Origin of the sequence: Paenibacillus sp. FSL H7-0442 (assembly GCF_038593105.1) — a bacterium.
Lineage (GTDB): Bacteria > Bacillota > Bacilli > Paenibacillales > Paenibacillaceae > Paenibacillus > Paenibacillus polymyxa_D.
Map to the genome: position 1 here is coordinate 267,421 of NZ_CP151963.1, position 12,884 is coordinate 280,304.

At 47.2% G+C, this 12,884-nt stretch carries 8 protein-coding genes; 1 reads left to right on the forward strand and 7 read right to left on the reverse strand.

What is annotated here, in order from left to right:
* Window positions 1-257: 257 nt before the first annotated feature.
* The 4 genes from MHH57_RS01165 to MHH57_RS01180 all read right to left on the reverse strand — a co-directional run bounded on the left by MHH57_RS01165 (window position 258) and on the right by MHH57_RS01180 (window position 5,163).
* On the reverse strand, window positions 258-2,072 hold the full coding sequence (locus MHH57_RS01165; protein WP_029516910.1) for a sensor histidine kinase: 1,815 nt from the start codon (window positions 2,070-2,072) through the stop codon (window positions 258-260).
* A 38-nt stretch (window positions 2,073-2,110) separates the two neighbouring features.
* Entirely contained in the window at window positions 2,111-3,670 is a 1,560-nt protein-coding gene (locus tag MHH57_RS01170) for a response regulator transcription factor (protein WP_342434719.1), read from the reverse strand.
* Between the two features lie 260 nt (window positions 3,671-3,930).
* Complete coding sequence (udk, locus tag MHH57_RS01175) at window positions 3,931-4,566, reverse strand: uridine kinase (protein WP_013308305.1); 636 nt, start codon at window positions 4,564-4,566, stop codon at window positions 3,931-3,933.
* A 75-nt stretch (window positions 4,567-4,641) separates the two neighbouring features.
* Window positions 4,642-5,163, reverse strand: a complete 522-nt coding sequence (locus MHH57_RS01180; RefSeq protein ID WP_029516908.1) for a ClbS/DfsB family four-helix bundle protein — start codon at window positions 5,161-5,163, stop codon at window positions 4,642-4,644.
* Window positions 5,164-5,538: 375 nt separating this feature from the next.
* On the opposite strand from MHH57_RS01180, the gene MHH57_RS01185 reads away from it, so the two are divergent.
* Window positions 5,539-7,632 carry a family 16 glycoside hydrolase gene (locus MHH57_RS01185; protein ID WP_342434720.1) on the forward strand — a complete coding sequence of 698 codons (2,094 nt, stop codon included), beginning with the start codon at window positions 5,539-5,541 and terminating at the stop codon, window positions 7,630-7,632.
* A 90-nt stretch (window positions 7,633-7,722) separates the two neighbouring features.
* Here the strand turns inward: MHH57_RS01185 and MHH57_RS01190 are convergent, their stop codons facing one another.
* The 3 genes from MHH57_RS01190 to MHH57_RS01200 form a co-directional block, all read right to left on the reverse strand.
* Complete coding sequence (locus MHH57_RS01190; protein WP_016820169.1) at window positions 7,723-8,067, reverse strand: hypothetical protein; 345 nt, start codon at window positions 8,065-8,067, stop codon at window positions 7,723-7,725.
* Between the two features lie 113 nt (window positions 8,068-8,180).
* Window positions 8,181-11,144: a DEAD/DEAH box helicase gene (locus tag MHH57_RS01195; protein ID WP_342434721.1), complete on the reverse strand. Its 2,964-nt coding sequence runs from the start codon at window positions 11,142-11,144 to the stop codon at window positions 8,181-8,183.
* Window positions 11,141-12,796 (reverse strand): SWIM zinc finger family protein, encoded by a 1,656-nt coding sequence (locus MHH57_RS01200; RefSeq protein ID WP_342434722.1) that lies wholly within the window; start codon window positions 12,794-12,796, stop codon window positions 11,141-11,143. Before MHH57_RS01200 ends, MHH57_RS01195 begins: the two co-directional genes overlap by 4 nt.
* Window positions 12,797-12,884 lie beyond the last annotated feature (88 nt).

The window sequence follows — 12,884 nt, forward strand, 5'->3', positions numbered from 1 at the left end:
CTAGTGTACCATCCATACTTTGTCGGTGTTAGGAATATCTTTATACGGATTGGTCTTATTATTATGATTTATGAAAAAAGGTACCGCTTACATTTGTGTTTTATTTTGATTTAGGTATTTTTTTTAGGTTGAACTAAAGTTGTTCACTAAGCGCCACTGCGCGGCCGGATGGTGCTTCCCATCGCTGTTGCTTGTACAGCACCATTCCGCCCACTCCGTTCTTGTTCCACCTTCTTTGTTTAGTTCAGCCTATTTTTTTATGGGGTAGGTGGGGTGGGTTTTACGATCAGTGGGAGGGTCATTCTCACTTTGGTGCCCTCGCCTTTTTTACTGGAGATGGTCACGCCGTATTCTTCTCCATATAAAAGGGTAATGCGGTTGTGCACATTCTGGATGCCGATGCCTGTGAACAGTTGGCGCTTGCTCTTGGGATTCGGCAGTCCGTCTTGCGCCGTATGCCCGTCCAAATCCATACCGTCCCCATCATCGACCACCTCACAGATCAATGTATCCTCCGTTTTGGACACCAATATATAGATGTGGCCTACATTTTTTTCATTAAACGCATGGAAAAAAGAGTTTTCGATAAAAGGCTGAATGATGAGCTTGGGCACATGGTACTCCAGACAATCGGGTGATACAAAATAATTCACTTGTACCCGCTGCCCGTAGCGCACATGGTTAATGAACACATAATTTTGCATGTTGGCCATTTCCTGCTCGATGGTGATTGTTTCACTCACATTGCTGATTGTATTTTGCAGTAAGGAAATGAGCGCATTGATCGTTTCGGCGGCTGTTTCCTTGTTTCCTTTGAGTACCAGCATTTTGATCGAAGCCAGTGTATTGTACAGAAAATGCGGATTGATCTGCCGTTGTAGTGCAGCAAGCTCTGCGTTTCGTTGGCCTTTTTGCGTCTCTAAAAGCTTACGGATATAGTCATTTAGTTCATCCAACATGTAGTTGTAAGCATGACTTAATTGTCTAACCTCATAGCTGCCTGTTACCGGGATATAATTATCAAAATTTTTCTCACGTATGGTCGACATTTGCTTCACCAGTCGAGTCAGGGAACGAATTAGTCGACGGGATATCAGAAAAACGATCACCAAAGCAATCAGTACGATGGCAATGCAGATCCAGACAACGGATTTAACGTCAATAATTTGCCCAATCGCGGCTTGTCTGTCGATCATGTTCACCAGATAAAAATCAAATGAAGGGATATAGTTGGAAAGGAGGATACTCTCCTTATTCATCACATCCGCATTAATGTAGTTCAATCCCTGTTCATTGATTTTTGTGGCATAGCCTAGCAGCTCACTGGAGCGTTGTCCGATCAGGTCCTGGCGGTTGCTTGATACAATTAATCCCGACTTGTCCAAAATAAGCACATCATTGCCGTTGCTCGTGAAATTGTTGTAGAAACGGCGAAATTCAGGCTCTCGGATAGCGATGTAGATCATGCCGTACAGGGTGCCACTGGTCCGCTCCATAAATGGTTTGGAGGCGATGATATAGGGTGTTGGCTTTTGCGCGGTGGTATTCATTTGTTGCTGAAATAATTCAGTATCCAATTGATACATAAGCTGTGCCGGTCGTGCTACACTTTGGGCTGTAATCGCACTGCTTTTAAGCTCTTCCGCAGTTACAGGCCAATAGGATGAGTCAGAGTAAAAGCTCCGACCGTTCAGACCAGTTACAGCGACACCAACATCATAGGCATCGACGTTCGATTTAATTTGCTTCATTTGCTGTGCCATTCCGAAGTAAGTCCTCGCCGAGTTAATCGAGTCAGATTGACCGCCAGTCAGATAGTTCTTGACCGTTCCATTTTCCGAAGCATGGGTTACGGCATTCACGATGGAATCATTGAAGGATTCAAAGCTGGATTGAATCTGGCTGAGTACCTTGGCATTTGTAATACTGAATGTCTCCGCAAAAAGTCGTTCAGACATTCGAATCGTCACCAAAGAGGTCAGCAAGGACACCGCAGTGATGCTGACCACCATAACAATAAAGATTTTGAAGAACAGACCTTGATATTTGATCTTATGCATATATCTTTTCATATTCAATCTCTTTTCTGCTGGCAGATGTGACTTACTCTCTAATAGAGATGCTCCCGGCGGTACTGACTGGGCGAGGAACCCTTCACCTTTTTGAACACTTTGGTAAAATAGCTGGGGTCCGAATAGCCTACCGTGCTGCTAATATCCGAAATGGGCATCGTCCCCGACCGTAGTAACTCTGCTGCTTTTTCAACCCGAATTTTGTTCAGATACTCGCTAAAACCTTCTGTATGGTGTGCCGTAAAATAACTGGACAAGTAGGAAGGGTTAAAGTGGAAATATTGCCCAAGTGTCGTCAAATTGAGCGTTTCAGCATGATGCTCCTCAATATACTCCAGCAGTTTTTTCATGCTTGCGCTGCTTCCTTGCTGCGTTTTAGCCATGATCTGTCTGTTCGCTTCCTCCAAAAAAGTCTCCAGAAGGCGCACGGCTTCATGTACATGAGGGGCATCATTAATTGTTTTGAAATAGGAATATTTCGCCGCATCCAACTCCTTCATATCATACCCCTGGTTCCCGAGCAAAATCGTAATGTTGAACACGATATTTCCGAGAAGCGATTTGAATTCAAAAGCGGTAGAGGTATAGTTACCGGACATGGCGGCTACATAGGATCTCAAATCCTGAAAAGCTGTATCAAAATGCTCACGCTTCATCTCTTCTGTAAACTGTTTTAAGTTGAACGAGCTGTTCACCTGTACAGGCTGAGGAAGTTCGTCTTCTATGAGCAGCGCTGTTCCTGGGAAATAAAAGCGGTAACTCAGCAGTTTTGGCAGTTCATCCTGATAGACGTCACTAATCTGATTGAACTCATCAAATAAATGGCTAACTGCCCAGCCTGTCTGTGGATCGACTCGCTTTGTCTCCTGAGCAACTTCCCTAACCGCAGCCATCCAGGCGTCTACTTCCCGTGGATCAAGATTGGCTAAAAACACAGCCGCATAGGCATCAGACGGCAGTTGTCGCAGTACGATGCGCTCACAGGCAGAGGATACTCGATCTGTAAGCTTGGAAAATAGGTCCGAGGCAGAGATGGAGCGCCCTTTATCCTGCTGTACCGACTGTTCTATACCTATGAGCGCAAAACGAGTATAAGGGAATGCTTGCTTCAGCAGCTCGGCGTCATAGTCCATGCTATACCCGGAGATCAGCTTTTCGATCACATGATCTATCGTAATTTGACTATTCCCAGCATCCGCCTGATATTGAATGGATGGAATTTTGCGAGCGGTTCTCTGGAGGACTTGGAGTAGTTCATCCGTGTCCAGCTTGGGCTTTAAAATATAGTCAGCAACCCCTTGTTGAAAGGTGGATCGCACGTAATTAAATTCACCGTAACTGCTAAGCACGATGACTTCAATACCTGGATAATTCTGTCTGACTATGCGCGTCAGCTCCTCGCCATCCATGATCGGCATTACGATATCTGTAATGACTATATGAGGGCGCAAGGTTTCAATCAGCTCCAAAGCTTCTTTCCCGTTAGAAGCTTCACCTACAATTCGAAATCCATACTGTTCCCACGATAAATGGTGTTTAATCCCTTGCCGTACCAATATCTCATCATCCACAATCAAAATGTTGCATAGCTCATTCATGGCAGCACTCTCCGTAATTATACCTATTCGAGGATTTTGCAAAAATCCTGATTCAAAAAAGACCTCCATCACGTGGACGTCATATCATCTGAGGCACATATTTGATAACGCTTCCAACTTAGCTTGAATCTAAAGCATTTAACCTTTACATGCTAACATAAACCACACGGGGATTCCAAAAAAAATTAGTCCAAATGGCATATAAAACACAAAAAAGGCAGCCGAGAAAACCTCGACAGCCTTAAACAACCGGGATTACCTTATACAGTACCCCAAGTCCGATCTCCTGCCAAATATTTTTCAGTCAAAATAGACAGCAGTTGAATGCCAACCTCATTGTGTCCTCCCTCAGGAAGGATCAGGTCAGCGTATTTCTTGGAAGGCTCAATAAATGCCTCATGCATCGGCTTAACCGTAGTCAAATAGTGATCGTGGATCGAATGGATGGTGCGGCCGCGTTCCTCAATATCGCGAAGAACCCGACGGAGAATACGCACATCAGGGTCCGTATCCACAAATACTTTGATGTCAAGCAGGCTGCGGAGCTTTTCGTCTGACAGTACGTGCAGACCCTCCAACATAACGATATGATTTGGCAGAAGCTCTACCGTCTCGTCCGTGGAGCGGGCATGAACCGTAAAATCATACACGGGCGCTTGTGTCGCTTGTCCTTTTTTCAGACATTGGAGATGCTCAATAAGCAATTCGTTGTCAAAGGCAAACGGATGATCATAATTGACCAAAGCACGTTCATCATAGCTCAGATGTGAATGGTCTTTATAATAGTTATCCTGAGATATGAAAGTCACTTTATTAGATCCCAGACGCTCAACGACGGCGCGTGCTACCGTCGATTTACCGGAACCTGTACCGCCGGCAATACCAATAATAAGCATGGCGTTTCACTTACCCTTCCCTAAATGTATCCCGATACAACTCAAGTATTGTAGCACAATGCACACTTTTTTTCATCACTGTTGAACTTTGTATTTCTTCCATTTCCGTATCTTGGCTCTGAATGTTTTAAACGGTGCCACCGAGTTGATGTGAATCCATCTTGCCATGGGCCAGTTTGGATTCGTACCCGTCCAATTGTGAACGCCTTGAGTGAAGAGCTCTTCGTGGCTAAGTGTGTCGATCCAATCCAGCCACTTTTGCTCAGTCAACTTGAACATATCGCGTAATTCGCGTAAAGATTGGTGGGAGTAAGTCTTGTAAAATGATTGATATAGTTCGCCTAGTCTGTTCCATTTATAATTGGGGGCGGGCATGATGACGGTTTTTCCTTCCCGTTCGTCTCTGTCCCATGTCATGACAAGATGAAGCCATCCGAGCTGGTAGGCAATCATCTCTGCGGGTGTTTTATCTACTTCAGGGATACGAATATCTTTTTGGCTCTCGTCGATCTCCTGAAACTCACCGTCAAATCGTAAATAGGAGGCATGAATGGCTTCCTTTAACTCCGATTTGGAAGCGTAGTCGTAGCTGGACATCTCATCGCTCCTTTAAATGATATGGATGATACTCACCCCTTTATATGTACCATTCCCAATATGACAACTGTATGTCTTATTCAAAAATAAAAAAATATCGTTTTTTGTGATTTTATGAAACAGAATTTGGCGTGTTCACGAAACAGGATGCAAAATTAATTGAAAAATTAAGACAAAAGATAAGTAATTAGACATATTTTAATATATATTTAAATGCCTATAATTATTGGAGTATAGCGTTTGAGGGCCCTCATTGGTGTTGGGATATTATTCTCTTCATCAGTACGTTATATACCGTTGGGGCAGGTCATGTCCGATGAACGGTGCAACCTTTGCTTTAGTATTCATGAATCTAACCAAGAAGGGGATTGTTATATGAAATCGAGTTTGCTAAGAAAATGTGCAAGTGTAATGTTAAGCAGTACGTTGGTACTGTCTTTATCATTACCGTTGCTAGGTCATGCACATGCGGATGGGAATTTACAGATAAGTGATGATTTCGAACAAGGAAAAGCTCAAGGCTGGACCGCGGATTCGGGGAACTGGTCTGTGGTCAAGGATGGGAATGGCTCTACATACCAGCAATCTAGTCGAAGCGAAAGCCATTCCGTTAAGGGTAATGCCTCATGGACGAACTATAGCGTGCAAGCAGATGTATATGTAAATGATTTTAATGGCTCCAATCGAGTCTACGTTGCAGGTAGATACACAGATTCCAACAACTTCTACGCAGCATCGTTGTACAACAAGAATGACGGAGCGCTTGAGATTCGAAAAAAAGTCAAAGGCTCTATGAAGACACTGGCTACCAATAAAAAATACAAACTGGACACGAATACATGGTACAGAGTTAAGCTGGAACTATCCGGTTCGGAAATCAAAATGTATGTCAATGATCAACTGGAGCTGTCCGCAACAGACACCAGCCTCACTGCTGGAGCCATTGGTTTGGTGACCTCCAAAGCAGCTGCCGAATTCGATAATGTGATTGTATCCGGTGTTTCTTCTGAGGTAGATCCAGGAACACCGCCTGTGAATCCAACACCAGGTACAGAAAAACCGACTCCTGGAGTGGACCCTGATGTAACCTCTAAAAGTAACTATAATTTGACTGGCTTTTCGTATGGTAATACAGGTGGTGGCAACATTGCGGATACAGATGCCAACTACAAAAAAGTTTACAACGCTGTAGATCTCAACGAAGCACTGAAGAAAGGCAGCAAAGTCAAAGTGATTGAGATTATGAACGATCTTGATCTCGGTTGGAATGAAATTCCTAGTGCTGCCAAAGTAATGCCTTTTAGTGCCAACAATCCTGTACAAACACATCCTGTTCTGAAAAAGACAGGTGTGAGCAAAGTCTATATCGAAAATATGAATGGGGTTACGATTTTCTCGGCCAATGATGCGAAAATCAAACATGCCGGCTTTGTTATCAAAAGAAGCTCCAATTTGATTTTCCGTAACCTCGAATTTGATGAACTTTGGGAGTGGGATGAAGCAACCAAAGGGAACTATGACAAGAATGACTGGGACTATATTACTGTCGAAGGTGCAAGCTCCAAGGTATGGATCGACCATTGCACATTTAACAAAGCCTATGATGGTCTGGTAGATGTGAAAAAAGGGAGTAACGGAGTTACGATTTCCTGGTCCTTGTTCAAAGGAGATGACCGCAGCTCCAACAGCTGGGTAACCCAACAAGTCAACGCGATGGAAGCAGACAAGTCTTCCTATCCTATGTACGCTTATCTGAGAAGCAATGCAGTAGGCATGAGTAAAGAAGATATCATTGATATTGCAGCAGGACAAAAGAAGGCGCATCTGATCGGTGCTACGGAAATGGCTTCCGACAATCCAGATTTGGAAGTGACGCTGCATCATAATTACTATCTGGATATTCAGGACCGTATGCCACGTTTGCGTGGTGGTAATGCTCATGCATATAACATCGTTATGGACGATGCCGGATTGGCCAGAGCCAAAAAAAGAATTACTTCTGACATGGCTAAAGCAATTGCCGCCAAGGGATACCATTTTGATGTCGTGGGTAATGGTGCAATTTCAACAGAAAACGGCGCGGTATTGCTAGAAAAGTCTTATTTAATTGATGTGTTTTCTCCAGTGCGTAATAATCAAAAAGATCCTAACAAAGCAGATTATACAGGTAAAATCAAAGCCGAAGACGTTATCTTTTCCGACAATGGTACCGTATTCAGAGGAGGCAGTGAAGCTGCGAATAGCCCGTTAGCCCCTTATCCTGCGAAGGCCAAGGGCTTCTCTTGGAATGGGTTCACAACGTTGCCATACAGCTATACTGCCGAAGACCCTGCTAACCTGGTTGCTCAATTGCAGGCCAAGGATGGAGCGGGTGCAGGCAAGCTGAACTGGTCGAGTGAAAACTGGCTCAAAACGGTGTACAATACAGCCGCTACGAAAGATGCAATAGTGGAAGAAGATTCCGAATAGGTAGGCATATAAAAAAGCAGCCAGGACAGATATGCTCTGTTTCTGGTTGCTTTTTTGGTTACCCACGTTTAGGCTGCGTTCGGTATGAGCTTAACCAATAACGACAAATGAGGATACGCCAGCAGGTACGGATCTAACGCGGAATAATACTCCATCATCTCTAAAAGTACGCAGAATATAAGGCTGGTTCGTAGGTGTGCGGACTCTGTTGAATCGGGCAGTACCAAAGCGGTCGAAGCCTGCAGCTTGCACAAAGGTTCCATCTAAACGCCGGAGTGTTGCAAAAAATCCAGACGTGTTAAAAGGTACACCATCATTGTTAGCCCAGATAACTGTAAATCTACGAAGGGTTTGTGTTGGACTCACATTGCGATATCTCGTAACAGGAACCTTTCTGCCCGTAGATTTCAGCGTTTGTGGAGGACGAATGGCCACTTCAAATCAACTCCTTTGTTGTGATGAGATAGTAAATGCACACAAAGGAGTTTTGGACCGTGCTATAAACTACTGCTTCTTAAAAATAGGTATATATTGAACTTGGGACATCATTATGCCCACTCGCGCCGTAGCGTAAAGAGGTCTTTTAACGCGTCTGTAGACAGCTCAGTAATCCAGCCTTCGGTACTGGTTATGATTTGGTCGCTAAGCTGCTGCTTGCTCTCCAGCATTTCATCAATGCGTTCCTCCAGCGTGCCCAGCGAGATAAATTTGTGCACCTGTACATCCTTCGTTTGTCCCATCCGATAGGCTCGGTCTGTGGCCTGATTTTCAACAGCCGGATTCCACCAGCGATCAAAGTGAAAGACGTGGTTGGCTGCCGTCAGATTCAGGCCCACCCCCCCGGCTTTGAGCGACAAAATAAACACGGATGGCTGCTCGGCAGGGGGGAGCGTGTGAGATTGGAATTGATCAATCATTCGGTCACGCGCCGTTTTGGACGTGCTACCGTTCAGATAGAGCACAGGCTCTTGCAGCTCCTGAGCGAGTACCCGCTGGAGCATCTGCCCCATACCAATATACTGTGTAAAAATAAGGCAGCGCTCGCCCTCCTCCCGCAGTTCCTTGACCATAGCCAGAATGCGCTCTAGCTTGGATGAACGGCTAATGACCGTCTCAAGATCGGACTGACTATAACCGGAAGCCGCTGCATCCGGGAGTGCCTCCTTGGTTAAGAGGGCTGGGTGGTCGCAAAGCTGCTTCAACTGGGTAAGGGCGGATAAAATGGCTCCTTTCCGTTCAATCCCTTCCAGCTTCTGCATCCGTTCCATCAACTCTTTGACAATCTGGTCATAGAGCGCGCCCTGCTCAGAGGTCAGATGAATGTAGGTTTTCATCTCATTCTTGTCAGGCAAATCAAGCTGTATAGCAGGGTCCTTCTTCTTGCGCCGCAGCATGAAGGGCTGAACCAGCTTTTGCAAATCTAATGTGCGCTGCTCGTTATGTTCCTTCTCAATAGCATTCATAAAACGATTGCTAAAGGCGCGTGAGCTGCCCAGATAACCTGGATTGATAAAATCATAAATGGACCACAGCTCGGACAATCGATTTTCAATAGGTGTCCCGGTCAACGCAATCCGATGACGTGCAGGAAAGCTGCGCACGGCTGTGGATTGCTTGGTTTGCGCATTTTTAATGTTTTGCGCTTCATCCAGGCAGACCGAATCCCAGGTCATGCTTTGTAGCAGCTCTTGATCCAGGGTTGCCGTAGCAAAGGAGGTCAGGATGACATCAGCCTGCTCTACTTCTTCACGGAACAAGTCTCCCTGCTTCCGCCTGCTTCCATAGTGCAGCATCACCTTCAATGAAGGGGCGAAGCGGCTGAGTTCCTTCTGCCAGTTGCCCAGCACCGACGTCGGGCAAATCAGCAGCGAACTGGAGCGGACACCCGTCTCAGCGGCAATTTCCTGTAAGTGCAGTAAATAAGTAATAAATTGCACCGTTTTACCAAGTCCCATGTCATCGGCCAGACAGGCCCCCAGTCCAAAACGCCGTAAAAAGGCAAGCCATGCGTACCCGTCCCTCTGATACGTCCGCAGCTCGGCTTGCAGCCCGTCCGGCACGTCCAATGCAGGCCATTCTGACTGCCGTCCGAGCTGGCTGATCAGCTTCAGCAGATGGGCATTCAGCTCGACTTCCAGCCGGAAGCGTGCCGCATCCTCCGGCTGCTCACTCGAGGCGTCGCCTTCAGGATCGTCGGCGTTGCCGAGCAGGTGGAGCTGCAGGATGTCCTGAAAGGACAATCCCTGAGCGCTGTCGATCCCGGCCATAGCCCGGCGGATCTGCGCCAGCAGCGCAGGGTCGAGCGCGATCCATTGCCCGCGAAAGCGAACCAAGCGCTCGTTGCGAGCGACCAGCTCGGCGAATTCCGACTCGCTCAGATCGGCATCGCCAATGGCAACGCGCCAATCGAACTGGACAATCGAGTCCAGTCCGAACAGCGAGCTGCCCTTCGTGCGCTCTCCCGCCCCTTCGCCCGGGCGTACCTTGGCCCGCAGCTTCGGCTTCTTGCGGGTAGCTGCCTCCCACCAAGCCGGGAGCAGCACTTGCCAACCGCTTTCCAGCAGACGTTGGCTGTCGGTCGTCAGGAATTGCCACGCCGCTTCGTCGGAGAGCGGGCGATTCAGCACGTCATCACGGCTTCCGGCACGCTGCCCGGCAGGCAAAATCGAGGTCAAGCCTTCTAGCCACCCGGCTGAGCGCTCACGGACATGTGCTGTCCAGGCATCGGGCCATGAGCCGGATGCATACCCATCATCGGCGAGCTGTACAGACACCAGCAACGCCGGGTCTTGCTTGTCCTGCAACACAAGCTTGAGCTGCCAGGACGGCTCGTCGTCCTCCAGCTCTGGCTCCAGCAGTTGCAGAAGCGGCCGAAAGGGCGCGGTATCGGCTTTCCAGCCGATGGCGATGAGCCAGGCCCGCGCGTCTAGACCCGCCGCGGCTGGGCGGTTGGAGGCGAAGAGAATCGGATATTCTCTTCGCAAATCGGCGGCTTCCGCTTCGGTGCCGTACCAGCGTTGAAATACGGCAGCCGAGAACGCCGCTATCAGCCCATCCTGCTCGTCCTTCTCCAAGTTGCCTAGCAAAGCAAGCTCTGCCGGCTGGATGTTTTCCAGTGCTTCCGCATCCCATTCCCATTGCAGCTTCCCTGCCTGGAACGCCGTGAAGCTGGGCACATAGGCTTTCGCTTCAATACAGTGAGCAAGCGAAGGGATCAGCTGAAGCCATGGGGCATGGGCCTCGTCCCAGATCCATTCGATATGCTTTAGAAGCTCGCGCTCTGCCAGAAAAGGAATCACCTGCTCCGAAGGCAGCAGGATAATATCCGTGTCTTGAACATGTTGAATCTCCAGATCGGTGCCATAAAACGAAGCCTCATGCCAAGCAAACAAACGCTGCTTCAGAATTTGGCCGGAAATGCTATAGTTCATGGAGGAATCGCCATAGATCAGCGCGTCTCCATAGGTAGTTAATTGGATATGCACGGTAATCGTTTCGGTATATTGACTCATGATAACAATTTCCCTTTCCGCAATTCCTCCTGTAGCGCCCGCAGGCGGCTATGACGGCTGGTGAAGGTCGTAAAGAACAGCTCCCAGCGTGATTCTTGCTTCATTTTCTTGTACAGCTTGAACAGCCGCTTTAATAGCTTGACTGCTGCTTTATAGCTGGATCTGTTTTTTTCTAGCACATAGCGTTCTACCGCTTGATGGTAAAAGGGGAGTAGTAACTCAGGCGCGTTCTTTTCAATGGGCTGTAACACGCTCACTCGAAAACTCAAAGGTTCACTGCGTATGCTTAGCTGATAGTCGATCCATGACCGCCATTTCTCGTGAGCAAGCAGTGCCTCTTCATACATTTCTCCGGCAAATGGAAGCATACCCACCAGCGTGTCCCACATGTCCTGCTCCGCTTCTGGAAGGTGCTGCAAAACCACATCCCAATCATGCATATAATCCTGTAAATGGTCATCCCGATGACTGTGAAGCAGGGGACCGATATGCCGCAGTCCGTCCTTGAGGCGTGCCCAATTCTCAGCTTTACGCAACGCCTGTAAGAACAAAAGCAATTGGTTGGAAGAGATTTTTAGTGGAAAAGCTCGTTCCGCTTCCTGAAGAAGTACCCAGGCTTCATTATCCTGCGATTGGAAAATATGCATCCAGCTGCGAGCCAACATCCACGGAAGCCTTGCTAAAGTAGTGCCGAGATCCTCCTCAGCCGCCTGCAAATGCTGTAATTCCTCCGTATATATGCTGGAGTCCTGTCTTACGGGATGCACCCAGTACAGCCAAAACTGATAATACGCGTCTGAAAAATAAGTACCGTTACGCGATTCTGTCAGCATTTTTCGGCGTAAATAGGCTAAGGTTTCTGCGATACGGGCTTCTTGCATCGGTTCATCGGTCAGCTCCAGTGGACTCTCAAAATCACGATCGATCGCTTCTTTAAGCTCATCGGCAGCAATTTGCGTGTAATACCCCATATAGGTATGAGAGGGATAGCCTGGCATGGAAGACTGAGGTACCAGCTTTTCCAGCACACGCAGATGAGCATGCAGTCCGTATAGCTGTTGCATGCCAGGTGAAAGCGGTGGCTTCACAGCATAGATCGAGGCTAAAGCGCTTTGGACAAATTGGGAGTTTTGTGTGTTCACACGATTAAGGGCGATACACTGATCGAACAGATCATGCCACTCTGAAATGGGCATGTCCGGTATTTTACTTGCAGTTTTACTGAGGGCGTTTCTTGTTGTTTCCTTGTGATCCGGTGAAAGATTCGACCGGGAAGGAGGTGTGTTACGCGTGTCAGCTTTTGTCGACAATCGAGTGAATCCCGCCGAATGAGCGTTCACTAAAGCATGTACAGAACGTTCCTGTTCATTCGCGTAATTCAGTAGTACGGCGATCATATGCTTGCAGTTGGCGTGGACAGGGCATGTACATCTGCTGGCAGCAAAAGCGCTCAAGTGGAGATCCACCTCGTATAGCTCGCTTCCATCCACGACAGCTGCAATATGATCGGCATCAGGCATTACGAATTCTTTTACCTTTCCTTGCTTAAAATATTGGAAACCTCGTTTGATCGTCACATCATTAAAATGGTCAGCCACGTTTTGAATAAGCTGTTGCCACTGTATATCATCCATAAGATAGGTTGGTTTCATATGCATTAGTCTCCTAAGAGAGAATAGTTAATCCGATGACTGCTTAACTCTTCCATTATATCAGTTCACGGATATAAATTGAGTGGAG